Here is a 26,601-nt window from a genome sequence, read left to right as displayed (position 1 = left end):
GAGGAGCACAACAAGATGGTGGAAATCGACGTTCGTCTGCGCGAGCAGGTACGTTTGCTAGGTGATCTCCTGGGGCAGACCATCGCCGACCAGCACGGCGCGGCCTTTCTCGACAAGATCGAGCGGATCCGCAAGGGGGCCAAGGCGGCCCGTGGCGGCTCCGCCGAGGGGGCCCGGCAACTGGGCGATACCCTCGATACCCTGGCCGAAGACGAGTTGCTGCCGGTGGCCCGGGCCTTCAGCCATTTTCTCAACCTGGCCAACATCGCCGAGGAATACCACCGTGTCCGCCGCCGCAGCGAAGACGAGGCGCCGCCGTTCGAGCAGCAAGTCCTGCCCGAGTTGCTCAAGCGGCTAGGCGCGGCCGGGCATGCCGGCGAGGCGCTGGCCGAGCGGGTAGCGGCACTGGACATCGACCTGGTGCTGACCGCTCACCCCACCGAGGTCTCGCGGCGCACCCTGATCCAGAAATACGACGAGATCAGCGCCCAGCTCGCCGCACTCGACCACCGCGACTTGACCGCCGCCGAGGTGGCCGCCATCGAGGCGCGGCTGCGGCGGCTGATCGCCGAGGCCTGGCACACCGAGGAAATCCGTCGCCAGCGCCCGACGCCGGTGGACGAAGCCAAGTGGGGCTTCGCGGTGATCGAGAATTCCCTCTGGCAGGCGGTACCCAATGTCCTGCGCAGCCTGGATGCCTGCCTGCAGCAGCACACCGGTCAGCGCCTGCCACTGAGCGCCGCGCCGCTGCGCTTCTCGTCCTGGATGGGTGGCGACCGCGATGGCAATCCCAACGTCACCGCCACCGTGACCCGCGAGGTGCTGCTGTTGGCGCGCTGGATGGCGGCGGATCTCTATTTGCGTGACGTCGACCGGCTAGCCGCTGAGTTGTCCATGCAGGCCGCGAGCCCGGCCTTGCGCGAGCAGGCCGGTGATCACCCCGAACCCTATCGCAAGGTGCTCAAGGTGCTGCGCGAGCGCCTGCAGATCACCCGCAGCTGGGCCGCCCATGCCATCACCGATCCCCATGCCGGGGCTCGCCACGTCTTGAGCGACAACGCCGACCTGATCGCCCCGCTGCAACTGTGTTACGACTCGCTGCAGCACTGTGGCCTGAGCGTCATCGCCGAAGGCTCTCTGCTCGATACCCTGCGGCGGGCACGGACCTTCGGGCTCTATCTGGTCCGCCTGGACATCCGCCAGGACGCCGCGCGCCATGCCGCGGCGATGGCCGATATCTGCGGCTACCTCAATCTGGGCGACTACGCCGGCTGGAGCGAGGCGCAGCGTCTGGAGTTCCTGCGCGGCGAGCTGGCCAGCCGGCGTCCCCTGTTGCCCCAGGATGCCGAACTCGCCGCCGACACCCAGGAAGTGCTCGCCACCTGTCGCGTCATCGCCGAGTCGCCACCCGCGGCGCTGGGTTCCTACGTCATCTCCATGGCCGGCGCGGCCTCCGATGTCCTCGCCGTGCAACTGTTGCTGCGCGAGTGCGGAGTGCGCCACCCGATGCGCGTCGTGCCGCTGTTCGAGACCCTCGACGACCTGGACAACGCCGGGACGGCCATCGAAAGCCTGCTGGACCTGCCCGACTACCGCGAACGCCTGGCCGGTCCCCAGGAGGTCATGATCGGCTACTCGGATTCGGCCAAGGATGCCGGCACCCTGGCCGCCGCCTGGGCCCAGTACCGCGCTCAGGAGGCCCTGGTAGAGATCTGTGCCAGCCGTGGCGTGGAGCTGCTGCTGTTCCACGGCCGCGGCGGCACCGTGGGGCGTGGCGGTGGTCCGGCCCATGCCGCCATCCTGTCGCAGCCGCCGGGTTCGGTGGCTGGGCGCTTCCGCACCACCGAGCAGGGCGAGATGATCCGCTTCAAGTTCGGCCAACCGGCCATCGCCGAGCAGAATCTGGCGCTGTACCTGGGCGCCGTATTGGAAGCCACCTTGCTGCCGCCGCCGGTGCCCGAACCGGCCTGGCGCGACCAGATGGATCGCCTCGCCCGCGACAGTCTCCAGTCCTACCGCGGCGTGGTCCGCGAGGACCCGCATTTCGTCACCTATTTCCGCCAGGCCACCCCCGAGCAGGAGCTGGGTCGTCTGCCCCTGGGCAGCCGTCCGGCGAAGCGCCGCGAAGGCGGCGTGGAAAGCCTCAGGGCCATTCCCTGGATCTTCGCCTGGACCCAGACCCGTTTGATGCTACCCGCCTGGCTCGGTTGGGAAGCGGCGCTGGAGCAGGCGGAGCGGCGTGGCGAATCGCCCCTGCTGCGCGAGATGCGCGAGCGCTGGCCGTTCTTCCAGACCCGCATCGACATGCTGGAAATGGTGCTGGCCAAGGCCGAAGCCGAATTGGCGCGGCTCTATGACGAACGTCTGGTGGAGGCCGAGTTGCAGGTGCTCGGCAGCCAGTTGCGCGAGCGCCTGCGCCAGGCCGGGGTGGCGGTACTGCGCTTGACGGGGCAGGGCGAACTGCTCGAACACAACCCGGAAACCCTGGTATTCATCGCCGTGCGCAACACCTACCTCGATCCGCTGCATCTGCTGCAGATCGAACTGTTGGCGCGGGCCCGGGCGGCGGGGGAAAGCCAGCCGGCGGCGCTGGACCTGGCGCTGCTGGTGAGCGTGGCCGGGATCGCCGCCGGACTGCGTAATACCGGTTAAGAAGGAAGTCGCGTCTGCAGGGGCTCTAGGTCGTAACGACCGGTACGGCACCTGCGACGCTTGGTAACTTGTGCGGCCAGAGGGCGCTGTGTATGGTTGGTCCCTTTGGCCGTCTCGTGTCGTCGACAACAATCATCGCGACAGCACCCGTGTGGGCTGCCAGTCCGAGACCATTTTAAGGAGCTACAGATGCGCGTAATCCTGCTGGGAGCGCCCGGTGCCGGCAAAGGTACTCAGGCCCGGTTCATCACTGAAAAATTCGGCATTCCGCAGGTTTCCACCGGCGACATGCTGCGTGCGGCGGTCAAGGCCGGCACGCCCCTGGGCCTGCAGGTCAAGGACATCATGGACAGCGGCGGCCTGGTCTCCGACGAGATCATCATTGCCCTGATCAGTGAGCGTATCCTGGAGGCCGATTGCGCCAAGGGTTTCCTGTTCGACGGCTTCCCGCGCACCATTCCCCAGGCCGAGGCCCTCGAAGCCGCGGGCGTCAAGATCGACCACGTCCTGGAAATTGCCGTCGATGACGAGGAAATCGTCCAGCGGCTGTCCGGTCGCCGCGTGCACCCGGGCTCGGGCCGCGTCTACCACGTGCAGCACAATCCGCCGAAGGTCGCCGACGTCGACGACCTGACCGGCGAGCCGCTGGTGCAGCGCGAGGACGATCGCGAAGCCACCATCCGCAAGCGTCTGGAGCTCTACCATTCCCAGACCAAGCCGCTGGTGGACTTCTACCAGAAGCTGGGCGCTGCCCAAGGCACCCCCAAGTGCAGCCGTATCGAAGGCGTGGGTTCGGTAGACGCCATTACCGCCAAGGTGATGAACGCCCTGAGCTGAGCCCCGGCTCCCACCGCCTGTGCCTGCAGGCGGTCCCGGTACGACGCCGTCCTGGCGTCGTACCGATAGGCGGGTCCCCTCGCGTCCCGTCTTGCTCTAGAATGCGCGGCCTTCCAAACCGTTGCGGATTTGCCCCTATGTCCATCCTGCTCGCCCTCGATACCGCCACCGAAGCCTGCTCGGTCGCCTTGCATCTGGGCGACGAGATCATCCACCGCTACGAGATCGCTCCGCGCCTGCATGCCCAGCGGGTACTGCCCATGGTGCAGGAGGTGCTCGCCGAGGCCGGCATGGCGCTGGCGCAGGTGGACGCCATCGCCTTCGGTCGCGGTCCCGGCGCCTTCACCGGGGTCCGCATCGCCATCGGCGTGGTACAGGGCTTGGCGTTCGGCCTGGAGCGGCCGGTGCTGCCGGTTTCCAATCTGGCCATTCTCGCCCAGCGCGCCTGGCGCGAGCGGGGCGTCAGCCAGGTGGCCGCCGCCATCGATGCGCGCATGGACGAGGTCTATTGGGGCTGCTACCGCCTGGACGGCGAAGCCATGGTGCTGGCGGGCGCAGAGGCCGTGCTGGCGCCCGAAGCCATCGCCTTGCCCGATGCTGCCACTGGCGATTGGTTCGGCGCCGGCACCGGTTGGGGGTACGTGGGCCGCATGGCCCTGCCGCTGACCGAGTTGGATGCCACCTTGCTACCCCATGCCCGCGATCTGGCGGTTCTGGCGGCCAGTGCCTGGCAGCGTGGCGAAGCCGTGGCAGCCGAGTCCGAGGCGGCGCAACCGGTCTATCTGCGTGACCGGGTCGCCACTCCCAAGACGCCGGTCTGAACCCGTGGAACCGGGAGACGGTGACGGCCGCTCTAAGTACTTGAGGCCGCTCGTCCGCTGTTCGTGACGGACGTCCGACCCCTGATTGCCTTAGACCTCGGCCCTACCTAGAGTAGCTGCATCCGTTCGGGACCTGCCATGCGCATCGACAGCGGTTTTTCCTCCTCTGCCTACCCCCTGAATCGTTCCTCGCGCGTGGTCACGCCCGTTCGCGAGGTGGCGAGGGATGAGGACGCCCGCCAGAAAGCCATCGCCAAGGATGCCACAGGCAACGCCCAACCCCAGGTCGCCCCCGCGCGCCGGGTCGAGGCCGCTGCTGCCACCGACAGCGGCGATGCCGGGTCCAACGGCCTGGTGCTCAGCGAGCGCGAAGGCCGCTTCGCCAGCAACCTCACCGCCCGTGCCCAGCAGGCCCTGGCCAGCTACGGCAGCACCGCTACGCTGGGTGCCGAGCCTGACGGGTCCTCCAGTGTCGTGGGCCTCGATCTCTACGCCTGATGCTGCCGTATTTCCTCGGCTGTCCCTCGTGGAACGATAACGCCTGGCGCGAGAGCCTCTACCACGGCCTGCGGCCCGCCGACTTCCTGCCGCGCTATGCCCAGGTGTTCAACGCCGTGGAAGGCAATACCACCCTTTATGCCTGGCCGTCGGCGGACAAGATCCGTCATTGGGCCGAGGTGATGCCGGCGGGCTTTCGCTTCTGCGCCAAGTTCCCCCAGGACATCAGCCATGCCGATGATCTGCGGGTACAGCTCTCCAGTGCTCGTACCTTCATCGAGCTGCTGGCGCCCCTGGGCGAGCGGGCCAGCCCGCTGTGGCTGCAGTTGCCGCGGCGCTTCGGCCCGGATCGGCTGGCTGAGCTCAAGGTGTTCCTCGAAGCCCTGGCGCCGCGTCGCGCCTTGGCCGTGGAGGTCCGTCACCTGGCCTTCTTCGACAAGGGCGACACCGAGCGTGCCCTCAATCGCCTGCTCCTGGAACTGGGTGTGGAACGCATCGGCCTGGATTCCGCCGCGCTGTTCAGCGCCGACCCGAGCGATCCGGCGGTACGCCTGGCGCAATCCAAGAAGCCCCGCGTTCCGGCCCGCGCCCTGGCCTTCAGCGATCGTCCCCAGGTGCGCTTCATCGGTCGCCTGGAGCTGGCCGCCAATGACTATTACCTGGCCAAGTGGGTGACCCGGGTCGCTGACTGGATCGAAGCAGGCAAGGTGCCCTATGTCTTCCTGCATACCCCGGACAATCGCCAGGCGCCCGAGCTGGCCCTGAGATTCCACGCCCAGTTGCGCGAGCGCCTGCCCGGGTTGCCGGAGCTGCCGACCTTAAGTACTGCCGATACCGAGCAACTCGGCCTGCTGTAAGAGCCTGCTGATCCGATACGTTTGGCGACGTTTTCCCCGGCATTCCCAAAGGCCGTTCCGGTCTCAAATCCTATCGTCCCTCGCGAATCCTGCCGGCGCTCCATGAAAGCCAGACATCTACTCGGTCTCGTCATCCTGCTCTATGGCGGCCTGCATACCGCCTTCGACCAGGGCTGGCTACGCATTCCACCGGCCTATAACCCCTGGGCGCCGCTGGATATCCAGGCACCGGCCAATCCGGTCACCCGCCTCAAGCTCTGGCGCCTGCAAACCGATGCCGACTACTGCGCAGCCTCCCTGGCTACCTCGGCGCTCAGCTATCGCGAACTCCGTGGCAATCCCGGTTCGGCTGATTGCCCACTGGAGCGTGCGGTGCGCATCCAACGCGGCGAAGGGGTACGGCTGAGCGGTAGTTTCATCGCCAGTTGCCCGCTGGCAGTGAGCTTCGCACTGTTTGAGCGGAAGGCGCTGCAACCGGCCGCCGAGGCGGTCTATGGGCAGCGGGTGGCCGAGGTGGAGCACTACGGCAGCTTCGCCTGCCGCAACGTCTACGGCAGGGCCAGCGGGCGGCGCAGCCAGCATGCCAGCGCCAATGCGCTGGATATCGCCGGCCTGCGCCTGGCCGATGGTCGCCGGATCACGGTCGCGCGCGACTGGAACGGCGATCCCCAGGCGCAGCGCTTCCTACGCCAGGTACGCGACGGCGCCTGCCGCGCCTTCAACACCACCCTGGGACCGGACTACAACGCCGCGCACCGCGATCATTTCCACGTCGACATGGGTGGCTTCCGCGTCTGCCGGTAGAATGGCCGGTCTTTCCGCCACCGAGTCGCCCCTGTCCATGCCCAGTCCCTCGCTCATCGTCGAAGCCCTGGAATCCGCCTTCACCGACGCCGCGACCGCCTGGGCGACGCGCCTGGGGCTGCCCCTGGGCACGGCGACCGGCGAGGACTTCGCCCTGCAACTCGGGAGCGAGGGCCTGCAACTGGTGCAACGCGGCCCGGATGCACCGGGGCCGGTACGGGTGGACTTCGTCGAGGGCGCCGCGGCGCACCGGCGCAAGTTCGGTGGCGGCACCGGCCAGATGATCGCCAAGGCGGTCGGCGTCGGGCCCGGCGTACGTCCGCGTATCCTCGACGCCACCGCCGGGCTAGGACGCGACGCCTTCGTGCTGGCCACCCTGGGCTGCCAGGTGACCCTGGTGGAACGCCAGCCGCTGATCGCCGCCTTGCTCGAAGACGGCCTGGCCCGCGCCGCGCGGGACCTCGAGGCGGCCAGTATCGTGGCGCTCATGACCCTGGTGCAGGCCGACTCCACCGCCTATCTGCAGGCGGGGGAGGGCGAGGCACCGGAGGTGATCTACCTGGATCCCATGTTCCCGCACCGCGACAAGAGCGCCCTGGTGAAGAAGGAAATGCGCCTGTTCCGCCCGCTGGTGGGCGACGACCTGGATGCCCCGGCGCTGCTGGCCGCGGCCCTCGCGCGCGCTACCCATCGAGTGGTGGTCAAGCGCCCGCGCAAGGCGCCGGCCATCGAGGGGGTGAAGCCGGGCTATGTGCTGGAGGGCAAGTCCAGCCGCTACGATATCTATCCGAAGAAATCGCTGAAAACCGGCGACTAGAAAAGCAACGGCCGGATCAGGGATCCGGCCGTTGCTACCGCGAGAGACGCTTAGGCAGCGGCTGCCTTGAGTTGGCGCCGACGACGCCAGATGCGCAGGGCGGGCAGTAGCAGCATGACGATCACCGCCGCCCAGATGCCTTGGCTGATACCGCTGTGCCAGAGGATGTCCAGGCTGCCGTTGGAGATCGACAGCGCCCGCCGCAGGTTCTGCTCCATCAGACCGCCCAGGATGAAGCCCAGCAGCAGCGGCGACAGCGGGAAGTCCAGCTTGCGCAGGATGTAGCCGAGGATGCCGACTGCGACCATCAGGAGCAGGTCGAAGGTGGTGGCGTGAACGGCGTAGGTGCCGATCGCCGTGATGATGGCGATGGCGGGGGCCAGCGACCAGTTCGGTACGTTGAGGATCTGGGTGAACACCTTGATCATCGGCACGTTCAGCACCAGCAGCATCACGTTGGCGACGAACAGCGAGGCGATCAGGCTCCACACCAGGTCCGGCTGGGTTTCGAACAGCAGCGGGCCGGGGGTGATGTTGTACAGCGTCAGGGCGCCGATCATCACCGCGGTGGTGCCGGAACCGGGTACGCCCAAGGTCAGCATGGGCACCATGGCGCCGCAGCAGGAGGCACCGATGGCGGTTTCCGGAGCGGCCAGGCCGCGGATGTCGCCCTTGCCGAATTCGCCCGAGCTGCCGGCGATGCGCTTCTCGGTCATGTAGGCCAGGGCGCTGGCCAGGGTCGCGCCGGCACCCGGCAAGACGCCGATGATGAAGCCGCCGACACCGCAGCGCAGATTGATGAAGAACACGCGGCGCGCTTCGTTGAAGTTGAACAGCATGCGCCCGGTGGCCTTCACCGCCACCTGACCCTGGTGAGTCTTCTCCAGCAGCAACAGCACCTCGCTCACCGAGAACAGGCCAAGCACCAGCACCACGAACTGGATGCCGTCGGCGACATGGATGCTGTCGAAGGTGAAGCGATAGACACCGCTGTTGGCGTCGATGCCGATGGTGGACAGGAACAGGCCGAGTAGCGCCGCGACCAGGGTCTTCATCGGTTTGTCACCGGCCATGCCGGCCAGGGCGACGATGGCCAGTACCATCAGTACGAAGTATTCGGCAGGGCCGAAGGCGATGGCCCACTTGGCCAGCAGCGGGGCGAACAGCACCATGCCGCAGGTGGCGATCAGCGCGCCGATGAAGGAGCTCCACGCCGACAGCGACAGGGCCACGCCCGCCAGGCCCTTGCGCGCCATGGGGTAACCGTCGAGGGTCGTCATCAGTGTCGAGGCTTCGCCGGGGATGTTCAGCAGGATCGAGGAGATCCGACCGCCGTACTCGCAGCCCAGATAGACCGCCGCCAGCAGGATCAGCGCCGATTCCGGCGGCAGGCCCAGGGCGAAGGCCACCGGAATGAGCAGGGCGACGCCGTTGATCGGTCCGAGGCCGGGCAGCAGACCGACCACGGTACCGATCAGGGTGCCGATCAGCGCGATGAGCAGATTGGTCGGCGTCAGCGCGATGCCGAAGCCTTGCGCCAGGAAATTCAGGGTATCCATCGGTCAGAACTCCAGGCCGTTGAGAATGCCGAGGGGCAGGGGCACGTCCAACCAGCGGTCGAAGAGGATGTACAGCGCGATGGCCAGCAGGCCGTTGATGACGATGCTGGGCAGCCAGCGACCGCCATATAGGCGCGCCATGGCGATGCCGGCGATGGCCGCGCTGGGAATGAAGCCGAGGGGCTCGAACAACAGTGCGAAGGCCAGCAGCACCAGCACGCAGAGCACGACCCTGATCGTCGTGGGGCCGTCGGTGGGCTCTTCCTCGGAGTGACCGGGTTTGACGATCAGATAGCCCAACCCGATGACGAGCAGACCCAGCACCAGCAGGGGAAAGGCGCGCGGACCGACCGGCTCGTAGGAGAAGGGCGCATGGTATTGCCAGCCGACGGCGATCATCGCCAGGGCCGCCAGCAGCCAGGCCAGCAGGAACAGACGTTTGAGCAGCATGGGAAGACTCCGCAGGCGACGCCCAGAGGCGTCGCCCTCGCCGGGTTACTGGATGAGGCCGAACTCTTTGGCCATGCCGCGATAGCGGGCGACTTCCTTCTGCACATAGGCGTCCAGCTCGGGGCCGGTCATGGCGAAGGGGAAGAGTTCGCGCTGGTCACGCAGCTTGGCGAAGTCATCGGAGGCCAGCAGCTTGTCGAAGCTGGTCTTCCACCAGTTGTAGTCCTCGTCGCTCACCTTCGGGCCGAGGTAATAGCCACGTACCACCGGCCAGACGATGTCGAAGCCCTGCTCCTTGGCGGTGGGAATGTTCTTCATTGCCGGCTCGTCCAGACGTTCTTCGGCGAAGACCGCGAGTAGACGCATGTTGCCGCTCTCGACGTGGGGCATGGAGTCGGAGATGTCGGTGCTACCTACCTGGATGTGGCCACCCAGCAGTGCGGTGGCGATCTCGCCGCCGCCTTCCAGGGCCACGTAGCGCAGATCCTTGGGATTGACGCCCGCTGCCTTGGCGATCAGCGCGGTCTGCATCCAGTCCTGGCTGCCCACGGTGCCGCCGGAGCCGATCACCACCTTGCTCGGGTCCTTCTTCAGCGCCTCGACCAGATCACCCAGAGTCTTGTAGGGCGAGTCGGCCTTGACCGCGATGGCGCCATAGCTGGTACCGACGGCGGCCAGCCATTTAACCGCCTTCTCGTCGAAGCGACCGAATTTGCCCTGGGCCAGGTTCAGCAGCGAACCACTGGAAAAAGCCACGATGGTGCCGCCTTCTGCCGGACGCTGGGCCACCACGGTGTTGTAGGCCACCGCGCCCACGCCGCCAGGCATGTAGGTCACGCGCATGGGCTTCTCCAGCAACTTGCTTTCCACCAGCGCGCTCTGCGCCAGTTTGCAGGTCAGGTCGAAGCCACCACCGGGAGAGGCCGGGGCGATACATTCGGGGCGTTTGGGTTCGGCCATCGCCTGCGAGGACAGCAGCAGTGAAGCTGCGACGGTCAGGGTCAGGTTGCGCAGAGTGGTGCTCATCGACGTCTTCCTTTTGTAATTGTATAGAAGCTGACAGGCGGACACGGCTCAGACTCGCCAGGGAGGCGATGCAGGGAAAGGACGGAGTAAGAGTGTGAGGGCGAGCATGGATGTCGTTCCGCTTGTTATTGTTGTAGGCCGACCAGGGGTGGCGCTTTGGCAAGCAAGAGGCGGTGTGAACACCGCTACCTTCGACTCTAGTCCGCCAAGCTTTCACTAGCCTTTCAGTCGTGAAAGGCAATGATTGCCTGTCAGGCGCGGGAGGCCAGGCGGTGCTTATCCCGGTAGACTCTGAGCTTTTGAGCCTCTTGAGCGGGAGCTGTCAGCGTGCGCATCCTACTGGTCGAAGATCATCCGCCCCTGGCCGAAAGCGTCGCCCAGGCGCTCAAGAATGCCGGGCTCAACGTCGATCTGCTCACCGATGGCGTCGCCGCCGATCTGGCCTTGCAGAGCGAAAGCTATGCCCTGGCCATCCTCGACGTCGGCCTGCCGCGCATGGATGGCTTCGACGTCCTGGCGCGCCTGCGCGAGCGGGGCGATCGCCTGCCGGTGCTGATGCTGACCGCCCGGGGTGAGGTCAAGGATCGAGTCCAGGGCCTCAACCTGGGCGCCGACGACTACCTGGCCAAGCCCTTCGAACTCACCGAGCTGGAGGCGCGGGTCAAGGCCCTGCTGCGCCGCAGCGTACTGGGCGGCGACCGCCAGCAGCGCTGCGGTCCGCTGATCTACGATCTCAACACCTCCCGCTTCACCCTGGGCGAGGAGGCGCTGTCGCTCACTTCGCGTGAACACGCCGTACTGGCGGCGCTGATCGCCCGGCCCGGTCGGGTCATGAGCAAGGAGCAACTGGCCGCTCAGGTCTTCGGCCTGGACGAAGAGGCCAGTCCCGAGGCCATCGAGATCTATGTGCATCGCCTGCGCAAGAAACTCGAAGCCGGCGCCGTGCGCATCGTCACCTTCCGTGGCCTCGGCTATCTGCTGGAAGAACAGCATGGCTGAAGCGCTCAGCGCGACCGGTAGCCTGCGTGGCCGGCTGCTGCTGCGCATGGTCATGCTACTGGCGGTGGTCCTGGCGATCAGCAGCCTGGCGGCCTACCTCAACGGCCGCCGCCTGGCCGACGTCGCCTACGACCGCACCCTGCTGGCGTCGGCCCGTACCATCGCCGCCGGCCTCTCGGCCAGCAATGGCACCCTGCGCGCGGACGTTCCCTATATCGCCCTGGACAACTTCGCCTACGACAACGTCGGCCGCATCTTCTACCAGGTACTGGATACCCGCGGCCGGCTGATCTCCGGCTACGAAGACATTCCACCGCCCCCCGCCGACGCCGGCCTGACCCGCGACTATCCCGCCCTGGCGCGTTTCTACAACAGCACCTATCGCGGCAAGGACGTGCGGGTGGTCAGCCTGGCCCAGCCCGTCAGCGAGCCCGATCTCACCGGCATGGCCGAGATCCGCGTCGCCGAAACCTCCGAGGCGCGTGAGGATGTGGCCCGCAGCCTGCTCACCGACACCCTGATCCGGCTGGGCCTGATGGGGCTGGGCGCCATCCTGCTGGTATGGATGGCGGTCGGCGCGGCCCTGCGCCCCTTGGAGCGCCTGCGCCAGGCGGTGGAGGAACGTGGCGTCGACGATCTACGGCCCTTGCCCGATGTTCGCGCGCCCCAGGAGCTGCTGCCGCTGGTGCATGCCCTAGAAGGTTTCACCCTGAGATTGCGACGTCTGTTCGAGCGCCAGGCCGACTTCATCGCCAATGCCTCCCACGAATTGCGTACCCCCCTGGCGGCGATCAAGGCCAGGGTCGAACTGGGACTACGCGAGAAGGACGCCCAAGCCTGGTACGCCACGCTGGAAGAGGCCCGCACCAGCACCGACCGCCTGGCTCGCCTGGCCAATCAACTGCTGTCCCTCGCGCGCATCGAAAGCGGCGCCCAGGCCATCGCCGAGGGCGGCGCCGAGCGTCTGGAGCTCAGCGAGTTGGCGCGGGAACTGGCCATGGCGCTGGCGCCCCTGGCCCATGCCAAGGGGGTCGCCCTGGCCTTCGAACCCTTCGCCAAGGGCACGGTGATCGGCGAACCCACGCTGCTCAACGAATTGCTCTGCAACCTGGTGGAAAATGCCCTGGCGCACAGTCGGCCAGACGGCAACATCGTCGTGCGGGTGTTGGCGCCGGCGGTCCTGGAGGTCGAGGACGACGGCCCCGGCATTCCGGCCAACGCTCGGGCCAGGGTGTTCGAGCGCTTTCAGCGGCTGGATCCGCAGTCCGGCGGTGCCGGTCTGGGCCTCGCCATCGTCGGCGAGATCTGTGCTGCCCACCGGGCCCGTATCCAATTGCTCGATGGGGCCCTGGGTGGGTTGCGGGTACGGGTGGAGTTTCCCGCCGTGGAAGCCTAGAACCTAGTGTGGTGTTTCAGAAGTTATCTACACAATTTTGGCGGCGCTTTTCGTCCCTGGGCGGCGTTGCCACTCCTCGCCATAGCCCTGCTATGACTCGTCGCGGCGCCTGGCCCAGGAACAAAAATCACTCGCCAATTCTTGCGCGAACTTCTGAAACACCACACTAGCCAAGCAAGGTCCGCGAACCTTCCACCGCCTCCCAGAACGCCGGATCCTGTTGTAGATCCGGCTGGTTGTTCAGGCCCAGGCGGATGCCGGCGGGGAGGGTGGCTATCGAAGCGTCCTGCACCTGCCCCTGACGCACGGCGTGTAGCAGGGCAGCGACCTGCACGATATCGGCATAGTCCGCCGCCGCCGGCTGCCGCTGCAGGGCCAGATGCTCTTGCGGCACACAGGCGATGTCCGCAGGGAAGTCCCACGTCTTGAGGATACGCTCGCCAATCTGTGGATGGATGCGCGCCGTTACCTGGTCGAGGGTGATGGCGTTGGCCAGCAGCTCTTCCTGTTCTTCGGCATAGGTCAGGATCGGCAGCACGCCGATCTGGTGCACCAAACCCGCCAGCAGGGCGCGATCGGCCATCAGGCGCGTGTACTTCTTGCACAGGGCGTGACTGATGGCGGCGATCTCGGTGCCCTGGCTCCAGACCTCGCGCATCTTGCGGTCCACGGCGTCGCTGGTGGCCTGGAACATCTGCTGCATGGCAAGGCCCGTGGCCAGATTCGCGGTGTAGTTGATGCCCAGGCGGCCGACGGCCAGCTGCAGGTCGGTGATCTCCTTGTTGGTGCGCAGCAGCGGACTGTTCACCACCTTGATCAGACGGGCCGTGAGGGCCGCGTCCATGGCGATCACCCGGCTCAGCTCGGCGACACCGACGTTGGGGTCCTCGGCCGCCTCTCTCACCTTCAGCGCCACCTCCGGCAGGGTGGGCAACACCACGCGATCGGTATCTATCGCGTGAAGGAGATCCTGGACAACTTTTTCAGCAAGAGGAGTCATGACATACCTGTGTAGTGGCGCGGAAGGCAATCCCACCCTTCAGCGTTTTATTTCACGATCGCTATCGAGTGAATAGGGCAAATCGAGTAAACGGCAGTTTGCTCCGTCCGAGCTGCCCAGCATGATCCGGCCATCCTCCACGGCATCGCCCTGGAGCACGGCCAATAACTCGCAACCTTCGGTGCTAGACGCGGCGAGCACCACCTCGCCGACGCTGCTGCCGTGCACCGGCGAGAACAATTCCGTGCCCACGGCCGGGGCCTCGCCACTGCTGGCCAGGCGATAGAGACGTCGTTTGAGCTTGCCGAGATACTGCATGCGCGCGACGATTTCCTGACCGGTGTAGCAGCCCTTGCGAAAGCTCACGCCGTCCAGCGCCTGCAGATTGATCATCTGTGGGACGAACAGCTCGCGAGTCGCGCCGAACACCTGGCCCACCCCGGCCCGGACCTGGGCCAGCAGCCAGGTGTCGAGCGTCTCCTCCGGTAACTCGGGCACTGCGGTATCCGCCGCGAGCCAGGCTTCGACCCGGCCATCCTCCAGGCGGATGGCAAAGCCACCCTCGAGCGGCGCCACGCCATTGGCCTGCTCGGCCAGGGCGACATGGGGATAGGCGCTGGCGAAGCCGGCAGCATTCAGACCCAGGCGTTGCCATTGGGCGCTTTCGTCGGCGAGCACCGATTTGGAGAAGACGGCGTACTTCTTCAGGTCCGCCAGTTGCGGCTCGACCAGCTCCCGGGCCAGCGCCAGCAGATAGCCATCGGGCTGCTTGACGATGCGGAAACTCGATACCAGGCGCCCCTTGGGCGTACAGCGACCGCCCAGGCCGGCCTGGTCGTCAGCGAGATAATTGAGATTGCAGGTGACCTGCCCCTGCAGGAACTTGGTCGCATCGACCCCGCGGATGGCCAGGACGCCTTCGTGGGTCAAGCGGCAGAAATACGGCGAGTCGGCCATTGCGGCTGCAGCTCCGTGTCGTGTGAAGCCGCCCATCATAGGCTCGCCGGGGTGGAATGTCAGGCGCACTGCGCGGCGGGGCGCTTCGCGCTTATACTGCGCCGATTGTCGCAGGAGTCCCCATGAGTACCGAAGCTACCGAACTCAAGAAACTGTACTGGCATAGCCGTCGCGGCATGCTCGAACTGGATGTGCTGCTGGTGCCCTTCGTCCAGGAGGTCTATGCCTCGCTCGGCGCCGAGGATCAGGCACGCTATCGCAAGCTGCTCGAATGCGAAGACCAGGACATGTTCCACTGGTTCATGCAGCGCGGCGAGCCGGACGACGCCGACCTGCGGATCATCGTGCGCATGATTCTGGACCGTGTCCAGCCGGCTTGAGCCCTTCGAATGCAGCTGGAGCGCCTCGCCGACGCTCCTGCGGCTGCATGCGCTGGTCGCGGTCGTCGCGCTGGTCAGTCTCTGGTTGGCCGCGCTGCCCTGGACCCTCACTGCTCTCCTGACGCTGCTCGTGCTCTGGTCGTGGCACCGCGTCCGCTATCGCCAACTCCAGCAAGGGCATCCCGAAATGCCGCGGCGTCTGCGCCACGCTGCCGAGGGCTGGCAGCTCTGGTCCCCGGCCAGTGGCTGGCGTGGCGTTCAGTTGCGCCCGGATAGCCTGGCCCTGCCGTTGCTCGTGGTGCTGCGCTATCGCCTGCCCGGCGAAAGGCGTACCCGCAGTCTATGCATCGCCCGGGATAGCCTCTCCGTGGCTGCCCATCGCCGCCTGCGCGTCAGGCTTCGCTTCGCGCCCCGCCGGTTCGCGGTACCAGAATAGTGTCCTGGGCGTGCTCGTCGGTCTGCGGATAGTCCAGGGTGAAGTGCAGGCCGCGGCTTTCCCGGCGGGCGAGGGCGCTCTCGATGATCAGCTCCGCCACCTGCGCCAGGTTGCGCAACTCGATCAGGTCGCGGCTGACCTTGTAGTTGCTGTAGAACTCGTCGATCTCGTCCATCAGCAGGCGGACGCGATGCTGGGCGCGGACCAGGCGCTTGGTGGTGCGCACGATGCCGACATAGTCCCACATGAACCGGCGCAATTCGTCCCAGTTGTGGGCGATCACTACGTCCTCGTCGGAGTCCGTCACCTGGCTGGCGTCCCAGTCGGGCAGGTCGCGGGGCATCTCTATCCGGGCCTGCTGCGCCTGGATGTCCAGCGCCGCCGAGCGCGCGTAGACGAAACATTCGAGTAGCGAATTGCTCGCCATGCGATTGGCGCCGTGCAGCCCGGTACAGCTCGTTTCGCCGATGGCGTAGAGGCCGGCGAGATCCGAGCGTCCGTGCTCGTCGACGCGTACGCCGCCGCAGGTGTAGTGCGCCGCAGGCACCACCGGTATCGGATCACGGGTGATATCGATGCCCAGCTCCAGGCAGCGGCCGTATACCGTCGGGAAATGTTCCTGAATGAAGTCCGCCGGCTTGTGACTGATGTCGAGAAACACGCAGTCGATGCCCAGGCGCTTCATCTCATGGTCGATGGCGCGCGCCACCACGTCCCGCGGCGCCAGGTCGGCGCGCTCGTCGAAGCGCGGCATGAAGCGCTCGCCATCCGGCAGCCGCAACACCGCGCCCTCGCCGCGCAGGGCCTCGGTAACGAGGAAGCTCTGCGCATGGGGGTGGTAGAGACAGGTGGGGTGGAATTGGTTGAACTCCAGGTTCGCCACCGAGCAACCCGCCCGCCAGGCCATGGCGATACCGTCGCCGCTGGCGCTGTCTTGGTTGGTGCTGTAGAGATACGCCTTGCTGGCGCCGCCCGTCGCCAACACGGTGAAGCGCGCGTGCAGGGTGTCCACCTGACCGCTGGTCCGGTCGAGCACATAGGCGCCCAGGCAGCGTGAGCCGGGTCTGCCGAGTTTTTCCGTGGTGATCAGATCCACCGCCACGCGTTGACTCAACAACTGGATGTTGGACCTGCCTTCGGCGGCGCGCAGCAGGGTGTCGAAGATCGCCATGCCGGTGGCGTCCGCCGCATGGATGATCCGGCGATGGCTATGCCCCCCTTCGCGGGTGAGATGGAAGCCCAGCCCGCCCTTGCCCTCGGCCGACTCACGGGTGAAGGGCACGCCCTGGTCGATCAGCCACTGCATGGCTTCGCGGCTATGCTCCACGGTGAAGCGCACGGCTTCCTCGTCGCACAACCCGGCGCCCGCGACTAGGGTATCCTGTACATGCGCTTCGACGGTGTCGCCCTCGTCCAGCACGGCGGCGACGCCACCCTGCGCCCAGTAGGTCGAGCCATGGGCCAGTTCGCCCTTGCTCAAGACTGCGATCGACAGCGTCGCCGGCAAATTGAGGGCGAGCGTCAGGCCTGCCGCGCCACTGCCGATAACCAGGACATCGAATTCCAGATGACGCGCCATGTCGTTTCCTTCTCGCCGGGAGCGCGAGTATAGGAACAAGGTGGCTGACGGCATAGCCATACCAAAGGCGGCCAGGGAACTCGGAGACCCTTAGCGCGGTCCATGTACAGATAATTGCCCATCCGTGCGGCCGGAATGCCTAGAGCGAGCGTGGGACGTCTGCCAAAGCTAACTAGCAATACCCAGGAGCGATCAGCAGCAATTCAATGCTCGCTCATCAACTGCTGTGGAGGGGAGAACTTTCGTGCAACAGCCCAGTCTAGCAGCGCGCCTCGAGAGTGAAGGCAAGGACGACACCGAACTGCAAGGCAAGGATAGCAAACCAGTCCTGCCGACGCAGGAACAGGATCAGCAGCTCGTCGAGCGTGTGCAGCGTGGTGATAAACGCGCCTTCGATCTTCTCGTGCTCAAGTATCAGCACAAGATCCTCGGTCTCATCGTCCGTTTCGTACACGACACCCAGGAAGCCCAGGACGTCGCTCAGGAAGCTTTTATCAAGGCTTATCGGGCGCTCGGGAACTTCCGCGGGGACAGTGCTTTCTACACCTGGCTTTATCGCATCGCCATCAACACGGCGAAGAACCATCTGGTTGCCCGGGGTCGTCGTCCACCGGACAGCGACGTCAGCGCCGAAGATGCGGAATTTTATGAAGGTGACCATGCTCTAAAGGATATCGAATCCCCAGAGCGGTCTCTTTTGCGGGATGAAATCGAGGCCACCGTGCACCGTACCATCCAGCAACTCCCGGAAGATCTGCGCACTGCGCTGACTCTTCGTGAGTTCGAGGGTCTGAGCTACGAGGACATTGCGAACGTCATGCAATGTCCCGTGGGAACGGTCCGGTCGCGGATCTTCCGGGCTCGGGAAGCGATAGACAAAGCATTGCAGCCTCTGCTGCGTGATGCATAGACAGCGACGACAGCTTTTAGAGAGGTAATACGTATGAGTCGTGAAGCCCTGCTGGAATCCCTGTCCGCTGTTATGGATAACGAAGCGGACGAATTCGAAACCCGGCGTGTTCTGTCCGAGGTCAGCAAGGATCCAGAACTGCGCGCCACCTGGTCGCGCTATGCCATGGTCAGTGCCGTGATCCGTGGCGAACCCATGATGCCCAATCTGGACATCGCCAAGGGTGTCACCACCACGTTGGAGCGTGACGACGTCGCTGCTGCCCCCGCGGCTGCTACGGACGCACCGGCTGCCAAGAGTCGCTGGGCGAGCCTCGGTCGCGTCGCGGTTGCCGCCTCCGTCACCTTTGCCGTACTGGCAGGGGTACGGATGTACAACCAGTCCGACGTCGCCACCCAGGGTCTGGCTCAGCAGGCGCCCAGCCAACTGACCACACCGCAACCGGCGCGTAGCCCGGCGGTGCTGGCCAGCTTCAGCGAAGAAAGCACCAAGGCCGCTGCCGACAACAAGGTCGATCAGTCTGCCGCGGGTGCTAAGCAGGAAACTCCTGTTCAGCGCTGATTCTCTGGCTTCGCCTCGAAACGGCGATCGGACCTACCGTCCGGTCGCCGTTTTTTTATGTCGGCAGATCCCTTCATCCCCGCAAAATCCAACGAAAGCTGTCGTTCAGCAAGGGCGTGGTATTTCTGCTGCCAGTCGTCAGGGACTGTGCTCGTCATGAAGCGAGAGCAGGCCGCCAACGATGAGTTCATGTCACTGGATTAAAGTGGAGCTGCATGCGCATGCGCAATTTCAAACATTATACGGCTGCCCTGATGGGGCTTTGGCTGATGGGGCTGGCAGCCGCAGCCCGGGCTGATTTGCCCGATTTCACCGGCCTGGTCGAGGCGGCCTCTCCTGCGGTAGTCAACATCAGCACCCGGCAGAAACTCCCTGAGGGGCGCGCCACTGCTGGCATGCCAGATCTGGATGGCCTGCCCCCTGGCATCCGCGAATTCTTCGAGCGCAGCATTCCACAGGCACCGCGCGGTCCGCGCGGCAAGCAAGAGCAGGCACAGTCCCTGGGCTCTGGCTTCATCATTTCGCCCGACGGCTACATCCTGACCAATAACCACGTGGTCGCCGATGCAGACGAAATCCTTGTCCGGCTTTCGGATCGTAGCGAGTACAAGGCCAAACTGGTCGGTGCCGATCCACGCACCGACGTCGCCTTGCTCAAGATCGACGCCAAGAACCTGCCGACGCTGAAGATCGGCAATTCCGATAACCTCAAGGTTGGGGAGTGGGTGCTGGCCATCGGCTCGCCCTTCGGCTTCGACCACTCGGTCACTGCGGGTATCGTTAGCGCCAAGGGTCGCAGTCTGCCGAACGAAAGCTACGTCCCCTTCATCCAGACCGACGTCGCCATCAACCCGGGCAACTCCGGTGGCCCGTTGTTCAACCTCAAGGGTGAAGTGGTCGGGATCAACTCGCAGATCTTCACCCGCTCGGGCGGCTTCATGGGCCTGTCCTTCGCCATCCCGATCGACGTCGCCATGAATGTGGCCAACCAGTTGCGTACCGACGGCAAAGTCAGCCGTGGCTGGTTGGGCGTGGTCATCCAGGAAGTCGACAAGGGTCTGGCCGAGTCCTTCGGGCTCGATCGTCCAGCTGGCGCATTGGTTGCCCAGGTACTCGACAATGGTCCTGCGGCCAAGGGCGGGATCAAGGTTGGCGACGTCATTCTCTCGGTCAATGGCCAGAAGATCGAGGAGTCGGCTGATCTGCCGCACCTGATCGGCAATCTCAAGCCGGGCGCCAAGGCCGATATGGAGATCATTCGTGACGGTAAGCGTCAGACCCTGAACGTCACCGTGGGCGATATGCCCAAGGACGACAGCGTCGCTGCCAATGGCGAGCCGGGCTCCAGCCGTTCCAGCAACCGTCTGGGTCTGGCGGTCGCTACCCTCAGCGCCGAGCAAAAGAAGGATCTCGATATCACCGGCGGCGTGGTGATCAAGGACGTCAGCGATACCGGTCCGGCAGCTGCTATCGGCCTGCGTCCGGGGGATGTCATCACCCATCTGGACAACCAACCGGTGGATTCGGCCAAGTCCTTCGACAAGATCGCCTCGTCGCTGCCCACCAGTCGTTCGATCTCCATGCGTGTCATGCGTGACGGACGCGCCAGCTTCATCACCTTCAAGCTGCCGGCCAAATAACGGCATCCAATGACAGAAGGGGCAGGCGACTGCCCCTTCTTTTTGTCCACTCGAACGGCGCGAGTCCCCTTGTTTGCCGCATTCAGGTAAACTCCCCCGCTATTTTCCCGGCGGATGTTCCGCTGCTGGCTATTCGAGTGCTGATTCGTGAGTGATCTGAGCCATATCCGCAATTTCTCCATCATCGCCCATATCGATCACGGCAAGTCGACCCTTGCGGATCGCTTCATCCAGATCTGTGGTGGTTTGAGCGACCGGGAAATGGAGGCCCAGGTTCTGGATTCCATGGATCTGGAACGCGAGCGCGGCATCACCATCAAGGCCCACAGCGTCACGCTGTACTACAACGCCCAGGATGGTAAGACCTACCAGCTCAACTTCATCGACACGCCAGGCCACGTCGACTTCACCTACGAAGTCAGCCGCTCCCTGGCCGCCTGCGAAGGTGCCTTGCTGGTAGTGGACGCCGGGCAGGGTGTGGAAGCTCAGTCGGTCGCCAACTGCTACACCGCCATCGAGCAGGGCCTCGAGGTCATGCCGGTCCTGAACAAGATGGACCTGCCCCAGGCCGAGCCGGACAAGGTCAAGGCCGAGATCGAGCACATCATCGGGATCGATGCCACCGACGCCGTGCCCTGCAGTGCCAAGAGCGGCATGGGCGTGCCCGAGGTGCTCGAGCAACTGGTCAAGGTCATCCCTCCGCCCGAGGGCGAGATCGATGCCCCGCTGCAGGCGCTGATCATCGACTCCTGGTTCGACAACTACCTGGGCGTCGTCTCGCTGGTGCGCGTCAAGCACGGACGGGTCAAGAAGGGCGACAAGATCCTGGTCAAGTCCACCGGCAAGGTGCACCAGGTCGACAGCGTCGGCGTCTTCTCGCCCAAGCACACCGAGACGGCCGACCTCAAGGCGGGCGAAGTGGGCTTCATCATCGCCGGCATCAAGGAAATCCTCGGCGCGCCGGTCGGTGACACCCTGACCCTCAGCGCCACCCCGGACGTGGCCATGCTGCCGGGCTTCCAGCGCGTCAAGCCGCAGGTCTACGCCGGCCTGTTCCCGGTCAGCTCCGACGATTTCGAGGATTTCCGCGAGGCCCTGCAGAAACTCACCCTCAACGATGCGGCGCTGCAGTACGAACCGGAAAGCTCCGAAGCCCTCGGCTTCGGCTTCCGCATCGGCTTCCTTGGCATGCTGCACATGGAGATCATCCAGGAGCGCCTGGAGCGGGAATACGATCTCGACCTCATCACCACGGCGCCCACCGTGGTCTTCGAGGTGGTGCTCAAGAACGGCGAGATCATCTACGTCGACAATCCCTCCAAGCTGCCCGATCTCGCCTCCGTCGCCGAGATGCGCGAGCCCATCGTGCGTGCCAATATCCTGGTACCCCAGGAGCATCTGGGTAACGTCATCACCCTGTGCATCGAGAAGCGTGGCGTCCAGCGCGACATGCAGTTCCTCAGCAGCCAGGTGCAGGTCAGCTACGATCTGCCGATGAACGAGGTGGTACTGGACTTCTTCGATCGCCTGAAGTCGGTGAGCCGTGGTTATGCTTCGCTGGACTACAGCTTTGATCGCTTCGAAGCCGCCAGCCTGGTCAAGCTCGATGTGCTCATCAACGGCGAGAAGGTCGACGCCCTGGCGCTGATCGTTCACCGGGACAAGGCACACTACAAGGGTCGGGCCCTGACCGAAAAGATGAAAGAGCTGATTCCGCGGCAGATGTTCGACGTGGCGATCCAGGCGGCCATCGGCGGCCAGATCGTCGCCCGTACCACCGTCAAGGCGTTGCGCAAGAACGTCCTGGCCAAGTGCTACGGCGGTGACGTCTCCCGTAAGCGCAAGCTGCTGGAAAAGCAGAAGGCGGGTAAGAAGCGCATGAAACAGGTCGGTAGCGTAGAGATTCCTCAGGAGGCCTTCCTGGCCGTGCTCAAGGTGGACAGCTAAAGCCCATGTCTTTCAACTTCCCTTTGCTGTTGGTACTCGCCGTCGCCATCTGTGGCGCCCTGGCGCTCATCGATCTGCTGGTGCTCGCACCGCGCCGTCGCAAGGCGATCCAGACCTACGGTCAACAGGTCAGTGAGCCGGACCCGACGGTGCTGTCGCAACTCAACAAGGAACCGGCCCTGGTCGAGTACGGGAAGTCTTTCTTCCCCGTCCTGGCCATCGTCCTGATCCTGAGATCCTTCCTGGTCGAACCCTTCCAGATCCCGTCGGGTTCCATGATCCCGACCCTCGAAGTGGGCGATTTCATCCTGGTGAACAAGTTCGCCTACGGCATCCGCCTGCCGGTAGCCGATCTCAAGGTCATTCCGGTGGGTGATCCGCAGCGCGGCGACGTCATGGTCTTCCGCTATCCCAGCGATCCCAGCGTCAACTACATCAAGCGGGTGATCGGCATACCCGGCGACACCATCCGTTACACCAGCGACAAGCAGCTCTATATCAATGGCGAGCTGGTTCCCCGGCAACTGGTCGGCGAAGAGCCCGGCTCCCTGGGCAGCGTCAAGCTCTACCGCGAGCAGCTGGGCAAGGTCCAACACCTGATCCGCCTGGAAGACAACCGCTACAGTGGGCCTGCCCGCGAGTGGAAGGTACCTGCCGGCCACTACTTCATGATGGGCGACAACCGCGACAACTCCAACGACAGCCGCTACTGGGACGACCCTAACATTCCGAAGGATTTGCAGGGCATGGTTCCGGATCGCAATATCGTCGGTAAGGCCTTCGCCATCTGGTTGAGCTGGCCGGAGCCCAAGCTGCAGCACCTGCCCACCCTGTCCCGCGTAGGTATCATCCGATGATTGATCGCAGTGTGCGTTCCCTTCCGTCGCGTCAGCAAGGGCTGTCGTTTCTCGGTGGTCTGCTCGCACTCTGCATCATCGCCTTCCTGGCCAGCACGGCATTCAAGCTCATTCCCGATTACCTGGACTACAATGCTCTGACCAAGGTCATCGAATCCATCGGCACCAACTCCGATAACCAGATTCGCAGCGTGTCCGACGTCTACAGCTATGTGGAGAAGGGAATGCAGGTGAATGACATCCGTGATCTCGATCTGCAAAAGGCCATGCGCGTCGAAGCCGACGGTAATCACCTGCAGATCCACCTCGACTATGAAAAACGTGAACACCTGATCCGCAACATCGATCTGGTCGTTCGTTTCAACCGTGATTTCCGTATAAATCTCCCGTGACTTTATCTCTAGATCGCCTCGAGCGTCGGCTGGGTTATACCTTCCAGGACCCGGACCTGATGCTGCTCGCCCTTACGCATCGCAGTTTTGCTGGTCGCAACAATGAGCGCCTGGAATTCCTCGGTGACGCCATCCTCAACTTCATCATCGGCGAAGCCCTCTACGACCACTTTCCCCAGGCCCGCGAAGGCCAGCTGTCCCGCCTGCGGGCAAAACTGGTGAAGGGGGAGACCCTGGCCCTGCTCGCCCGTAGCTTCGAGCTGGGTGACTACTTGCGGCTGGGCTCCGGTGAATTGAAGAGTGGTGGCTTCCGCCGCGAATCCATCCTCGCCGATGCCATGGAAGCCCTGATTGGCGGCATCTATTTGGATACCGGCATGGAGGCAGTCAAGGAGCGGGTCATGGCCTGGCTCGGTCCGCAACTGCGCGAGCTGACGCCGGTGGATACCAACAAGGACCCCAAGACTCGGCTGCAGGAATTCCTGCAGGCGCGGGCTTGCGAGCTACCGCGCTACGAAGTGGTCGCCATCGAAGGAGAGCCGCATTGCCGGGTGTTCTTCGTCGAATGCGAAATTGCCATGTTGAGCGAAAAGACGACGGGGCAGGGCGCCAGTCGCCGCATTGCCGAACAGATAGCTGCCTCGGCGGCCTTGATCGCCTTGGGTGTGGAGAATGGTCATGAATGATGAGCTGAAGGCACCGCGGTGCGGCTATGTGGCCATCGTCGGTCGTCCCAACGTCGGTAAGTCCACCCTGCTCAACCATATCCTCGGGCAGAAGCTGGCCATCACCTCGCGCAAGCCGCAGACCACTCGCCACAACATGCTCGGCATCAAGACCGAGGGCGAGGTGCAGACCATCTATGTGGATACGCCCGGCCTGCACAAGGAAAACCAGAAGGCGCTCAATCGCTTCATGAACAAGACCGCCGTCACTGCGCTGCGTGACGTCGATGTCGTGGTGTTCGTGGTCGATCGCACCCGCTGGACCGACGAAGACCAGATGGTGCTGGAGCGAGTACGCTTCGTGAAGTGCCCGGTACTGCTCGCCGTCAACAAGATGGATCGCCTGGAAGACAAGGCCGACATGTTGCCGCATCTGCAATGGCTGCAGGAGCAATTGCCGGAAGCCGTCTTGATTCCCATCTCCGCGCAACACGGCCACAACCTCGAAGCGCTCGAGGAACTGGTCGCCGAGCGTCTGCCGGAAGGGGAACATTTCTTCCCCGAAGACCAAATCACCGACCGTTCCAGTCGCTTCCTGGCGGCAGAGCTGATCCGCGAAAAGATCATGCGTCAGCTGGGGGCCGAGTTGCCCTACCAGGTCGCCGTCGAGATCGAGGAGTTCAAGTACGAGAACGGGGTGCTTCACATCCACGGCCTGATCCTGGTCGAGCGCGATGGCCAGAAGAAGATCCTCATCGGCCAGGCCGGCGAGCGTATCAAGCGGATCGGCCAGGAGGCTCGCCAGGATATGGAAACCCTGTTCGACGCCAAGGTGATGCTCAACCTCTGGGTCAAGGTCAAAGGCGGCTGGTCCGATGACGAGCGCGCCCTGCGCTCCCTGGGTTACTCCGACCTCTAGCGATGATGCAGGCGTCCGAGCCGCTGTTCGTCCTGCATTCACGCCCCTATCGGGAAAGTAGCGCGCTGGTCGACGTATTCGGCGCCTTTGGCCGGGTACGCACGGTACTGCGCGCCGCCCGTTCACGCTCCGGCAGTCTGGCCAGACCCTTCATTCCCCTCGAGGCCCATGTGGCTGGTCGAGGCGAGCTGAAGAACCTACAAAAGGTGGCCGCCCTGGCGCCGCCTTATCTGCTCCAGGGGCAGGCGTTGTTCAGTGGCTTCTATTTGAATGAGTTGCTGGTACGGCTCCTGCCCGCCGAGGATCCTTACCCGGCGCTCTTCGAACTCTACGGCCTGACCCTTGCGGCCTTGGCTCAGGGTCGCCCCGTCGAGCCCTTGTTGCGTACCTTCGAGTGGCGTCTGCTCGATCTGCTCGGCTACGGCTTCTCCCTCACCCAGGCCCTGGATGGCCAAGCCATCGAGGCGCAGCGCCTGTATCGTTTTCTTCCGGATCAGGGATTCGAAGCCGTGGACGAAGTCCGGCCAGGCTGCCTGGCCGGCGCTGAAATCCTGGCACTCGAGCGAGGGGAATGGGACGATCCTACCGTCGTTCGAGCGGCCAAGCGCCTGATGCGCCAAGCCCTGGCTCCCCACCTGGGCAGCAAACCCCTGATGAGTCGCGAATTGTTCGCCAAGCCAAGTGAATCCAGCCATGAATGAACTTCGTCGTGTTCTGTTGGGCGTCAACATCGATCATGTCGCCACCCTGCGCCAAGCCAGAGGTACGCGCTATCCCGATCCAGTCAAGGCGGCGTTGGATGCCGAAGAGGCTGGCGCCGATGGCATCACCCTGCATCTGCGGGAAGACCGTCGGCACATCCAGGAGCGGGATGTGCGTTTGCTGCGCGAACTCCTGCAGACCCGGATGAATCTTGAAATCGCCGTGACGCCGGAGATGCTGGCGTTCGCCCGGGAGATACGTCCCGAGCACGTCTGCCTGGTGCCCGAGCGCCGGGAAGAGCTGACTACCGAAGGCGGTCTGGAAGTGTGCGGTCAGCTCGAACGCATCCGCGACGCCATCGCTACGCTACCCGATTCGGAAGTCTCTCTCTTTATAGATCCCGATTTGGCGCAGATTCAGGCCGCCAAGGACAGTGGCGCCCCGGTGATCGAATTGCATACCGGCCGCTATGCAGAGGCAACGACCCTGGAAGAGCAGGCCAGCGAACTTCAGCGTCTAGCGACGGCGGTCGAATTCGCGAAAGGTCTCGGACTGGTCGTCAATGCCGGCCATGGTCTGCACTACCATAACGTCCAGTCGATAGCGGCGCTGCCCGGTATCAACGAGCTGAACATCGGCCATGCCATCGTGGCCCAGGCGGTCTTCGTTGGCTTCAAGCAGGCCGTCAAGGACATGGCTGAGCTGATCCGCTGTAACGCAGCTGTAAAATAAGTGTTGACGCCCTCCGAAACTCCCCTATAATGCGCCCCACTTCCGGCGCAGACGGTGAAGGGCTTGAAAATCAAGCACTTAGGTCTGAGTCGGGCGAGGGGTCAACGGAGTCCTCGCCGCTTGGTCAACGTCTTCGGCGATGACGAAGTGAAAGGGGAGGGGTTGACAGCGTCTTAGGATGCTGTAGGATTCGCCTCCCGCTGCCGCG

At 64.5% G+C, this 26,601-nt stretch carries 27 protein-coding genes; 21 read left to right on the top strand and 6 right to left on the bottom strand.

What is annotated here, in order from left to right:
- Nucleotides 1-15: 15 nt before the first annotated feature.
- The 7 genes from ppc (at nucleotide 16) to FAZ11_RS02570 (ending at nucleotide 7,286) form a co-directional block, all read left to right on the top strand.
- Nucleotides 16-2,652: a phosphoenolpyruvate carboxylase gene (gene ppc / locus FAZ11_RS02600; protein ID WP_058774218.1), complete on the top strand. Its 2,637-nt coding sequence runs from the start codon at nucleotides 16-18 to the stop codon at nucleotides 2,650-2,652.
- A gap of 189 nt (nucleotides 2,653-2,841) precedes the next feature.
- Nucleotides 2,842-3,489, top strand: a complete 648-nt coding sequence (gene adk / locus FAZ11_RS02595) for an adenylate kinase (protein ID WP_058765250.1) — start codon at nucleotides 2,842-2,844, stop codon at nucleotides 3,487-3,489.
- Between the two features lie 137 nt (nucleotides 3,490-3,626).
- Entirely contained in the window at nucleotides 3,627-4,310 is a 684-nt protein-coding gene (tsaB, locus tag FAZ11_RS02590; RefSeq protein WP_058774217.1) for a tRNA (adenosine(37)-N6)-threonylcarbamoyltransferase complex dimerization subunit type 1 TsaB, read from the top strand.
- Nucleotides 4,311-4,448: 138 nt separating this feature from the next.
- On the top strand, nucleotides 4,449-4,808 hold the full coding sequence (locus FAZ11_RS02585) for a hypothetical protein (RefSeq protein WP_058774216.1): 360 nt from the start codon (nucleotides 4,449-4,451) through the stop codon (nucleotides 4,806-4,808).
- Complete coding sequence (locus FAZ11_RS02580) at nucleotides 4,808-5,665, top strand: DUF72 domain-containing protein (protein ID WP_058774215.1); 858 nt, start codon at nucleotides 4,808-4,810, stop codon at nucleotides 5,663-5,665. The genes FAZ11_RS02585 and FAZ11_RS02580 overlap by 1 nt, the downstream gene beginning before the upstream one ends.
- A 102-nt stretch (nucleotides 5,666-5,767) precedes the next feature.
- The gene (locus FAZ11_RS02575; protein WP_058774214.1) at nucleotides 5,768-6,469 is read left to right on the top strand and encodes an extensin-like domain-containing protein; all 702 of its coding nucleotides are present in this window, start codon (nucleotides 5,768-5,770) and stop codon (nucleotides 6,467-6,469) included.
- Nucleotides 6,470-6,506: 37 nt separating this feature from the next.
- Complete coding sequence (locus FAZ11_RS02570; RefSeq protein WP_058765275.1) at nucleotides 6,507-7,286, top strand: class I SAM-dependent methyltransferase; 780 nt, start codon at nucleotides 6,507-6,509, stop codon at nucleotides 7,284-7,286.
- 50 nt (nucleotides 7,287-7,336) lie between these two features.
- Here the strand turns inward: FAZ11_RS02570 and FAZ11_RS02565 are convergent, their stop codons facing one another.
- From FAZ11_RS02565 to FAZ11_RS02555, 3 genes are read right to left on the bottom strand one after another with little or no spacing between them, the layout of a single operon-like run.
- On the bottom strand, nucleotides 7,337-8,845 hold the full coding sequence (locus tag FAZ11_RS02565) for a tripartite tricarboxylate transporter permease (RefSeq protein ID WP_058765241.1): 1,509 nt from the start codon (nucleotides 8,843-8,845) through the stop codon (nucleotides 7,337-7,339).
- 3 nt (nucleotides 8,846-8,848) lie between these two features.
- Entirely contained in the window at nucleotides 8,849-9,295 is a 447-nt protein-coding gene (locus FAZ11_RS02560) for a tripartite tricarboxylate transporter TctB family protein (RefSeq protein WP_058768288.1), read from the bottom strand.
- A gap of 45 nt (nucleotides 9,296-9,340) precedes the next feature.
- Entirely contained in the window at nucleotides 9,341-10,321 is a 981-nt protein-coding gene (locus FAZ11_RS02555) for a Bug family tripartite tricarboxylate transporter substrate binding protein (RefSeq protein ID WP_058765236.1), read from the bottom strand.
- 327 nt (nucleotides 10,322-10,648) lie between these two features.
- On the opposite strand from FAZ11_RS02555, the gene FAZ11_RS02550 reads away from it, so the two are divergent.
- Nucleotides 10,649-11,320, top strand: coding sequence for a response regulator (locus tag FAZ11_RS02550; RefSeq protein WP_058774213.1), 672 nt, complete (start codon nucleotides 10,649-10,651; stop codon nucleotides 11,318-11,320).
- The gene (locus FAZ11_RS02545) at nucleotides 11,313-12,716 is read left to right on the top strand and encodes a sensor histidine kinase (protein ID WP_058774212.1); all 1,404 of its coding nucleotides are present in this window, start codon (nucleotides 11,313-11,315) and stop codon (nucleotides 12,714-12,716) included. The genes FAZ11_RS02550 and FAZ11_RS02545 overlap by 8 nt, the downstream gene beginning before the upstream one ends.
- Before the next feature lie 166 nt (nucleotides 12,717-12,882).
- On the opposite strand, the gene FAZ11_RS02540 is transcribed toward FAZ11_RS02545, so the two are convergent.
- Nucleotides 12,883-13,716 (bottom strand): HDOD domain-containing protein, encoded by an 834-nt coding sequence (locus FAZ11_RS02540; protein ID WP_058765230.1) that lies wholly within the window; start codon nucleotides 13,714-13,716, stop codon nucleotides 12,883-12,885.
- Between the two features lie 39 nt (nucleotides 13,717-13,755).
- Nucleotides 13,756-14,673 carry a CAF17-like 4Fe-4S cluster assembly/insertion protein YgfZ gene (ygfZ, locus tag FAZ11_RS02535; protein WP_058765228.1) on the bottom strand — a complete coding sequence of 306 codons (918 nt, stop codon included), beginning with the start codon at nucleotides 14,671-14,673 and terminating at the stop codon, nucleotides 13,756-13,758.
- A 122-nt stretch (nucleotides 14,674-14,795) separates the two neighbouring features.
- Between ygfZ and FAZ11_RS02530 the strand changes: the two genes are divergently transcribed.
- Together FAZ11_RS02530 and FAZ11_RS02525 are read left to right on the top strand one after the other, a co-directional pair.
- Nucleotides 14,796-15,053, top strand: a complete 258-nt coding sequence (locus tag FAZ11_RS02530) for an FAD assembly factor SdhE (protein ID WP_058765226.1) — start codon at nucleotides 14,796-14,798, stop codon at nucleotides 15,051-15,053.
- Entirely contained in the window at nucleotides 15,037-15,489 is a 453-nt protein-coding gene (locus FAZ11_RS02525; RefSeq protein WP_058768290.1) for a protein YgfX, read from the top strand. The genes FAZ11_RS02530 and FAZ11_RS02525 overlap by 17 nt, the downstream gene beginning before the upstream one ends.
- Here the strand turns inward: FAZ11_RS02525 and nadB are convergent.
- Nucleotides 15,446-17,068: an L-aspartate oxidase gene (gene nadB, locus FAZ11_RS02520; RefSeq protein WP_058774211.1), complete on the bottom strand. Its 1,623-nt coding sequence runs from the start codon at nucleotides 17,066-17,068 to the stop codon at nucleotides 15,446-15,448. The two genes, FAZ11_RS02525 and nadB, sit on opposite strands and share 44 nt — an antisense overlap.
- Nucleotides 17,069-17,396: 328 nt before the next feature.
- Between nadB and rpoE the strand changes: the two genes are divergently transcribed.
- From rpoE to pdxJ, 10 genes are all read left to right on the top strand, one after another.
- Nucleotides 17,397-17,978: an RNA polymerase sigma factor RpoE/AlgU gene (gene rpoE, locus FAZ11_RS02515; protein WP_026083736.1), complete on the top strand. Its 582-nt coding sequence runs from the start codon at nucleotides 17,397-17,399 to the stop codon at nucleotides 17,976-17,978.
- Between the two features lie 33 nt (nucleotides 17,979-18,011).
- A complete protein-coding gene (locus FAZ11_RS02510) occupies nucleotides 18,012-18,539 on the top strand; it encodes a sigma-E factor negative regulatory protein (RefSeq protein WP_058765204.1) in 528 nt (175 codons plus the stop codon).
- A 221-nt stretch (nucleotides 18,540-18,760) separates the two neighbouring features.
- Entirely contained in the window at nucleotides 18,761-20,179 is a 1,419-nt protein-coding gene (locus tag FAZ11_RS02505) for a DegQ family serine endoprotease (protein WP_058765273.1), read from the top strand.
- A gap of 147 nt (nucleotides 20,180-20,326) precedes the next feature.
- On the top strand, nucleotides 20,327-22,126 hold the full coding sequence (lepA, locus tag FAZ11_RS02500; RefSeq protein ID WP_058765202.1) for a translation elongation factor 4: 1,800 nt from the start codon (nucleotides 20,327-20,329) through the stop codon (nucleotides 22,124-22,126).
- 5 nt (nucleotides 22,127-22,131) lie between these two features.
- Nucleotides 22,132-22,983 carry a signal peptidase I gene (lepB, locus tag FAZ11_RS02495; RefSeq protein WP_058765200.1) on the top strand — a complete coding sequence of 284 codons (852 nt, stop codon included), beginning with the start codon at nucleotides 22,132-22,134 and terminating at the stop codon, nucleotides 22,981-22,983.
- Nucleotides 22,980-23,375: a DUF4845 domain-containing protein gene (locus FAZ11_RS02490; RefSeq protein ID WP_058774210.1), complete on the top strand. Its 396-nt coding sequence runs from the start codon at nucleotides 22,980-22,982 to the stop codon at nucleotides 23,373-23,375. Before lepB ends, FAZ11_RS02490 begins: the two co-directional genes overlap by 4 nt.
- Nucleotides 23,372-24,061 (top strand): ribonuclease III, encoded by a 690-nt coding sequence (rnc, locus tag FAZ11_RS02485; protein ID WP_058765196.1) that lies wholly within the window; start codon nucleotides 23,372-23,374, stop codon nucleotides 24,059-24,061. Before FAZ11_RS02490 ends, rnc begins: the two co-directional genes overlap by 4 nt.
- Nucleotides 24,054-24,959: a GTPase Era gene (gene era, locus FAZ11_RS02480; protein ID WP_058765194.1), complete on the top strand. Its 906-nt coding sequence runs from the start codon at nucleotides 24,054-24,056 to the stop codon at nucleotides 24,957-24,959. Before rnc ends, era begins: the two co-directional genes overlap by 8 nt.
- A gap of 5 nt (nucleotides 24,960-24,964) precedes the next feature.
- Nucleotides 24,965-25,660, top strand: coding sequence for a DNA repair protein RecO (gene recO, locus FAZ11_RS02475; protein ID WP_081320081.1), 696 nt, complete (start codon nucleotides 24,965-24,967; stop codon nucleotides 25,658-25,660).
- Nucleotides 25,653-26,393, top strand: coding sequence for a pyridoxine 5'-phosphate synthase (gene pdxJ / locus FAZ11_RS02470; protein WP_058774208.1), 741 nt, complete (start codon nucleotides 25,653-25,655; stop codon nucleotides 26,391-26,393). Before recO ends, pdxJ begins: the two co-directional genes overlap by 8 nt.
- Nucleotides 26,394-26,601: the final 208 nt, after the last annotated feature.

This window comes from Pseudomonas rhizoryzae (genome assembly GCF_005250615.1).
Lineage (GTDB): Bacteria > Pseudomonadota > Gammaproteobacteria > Pseudomonadales > Pseudomonadaceae > Chryseomonas > Chryseomonas rhizoryzae.
The sequence above is the reverse complement of the archived record's forward strand: the minus strand, read 5'-3'. Positions and strand labels throughout refer to the sequence as shown.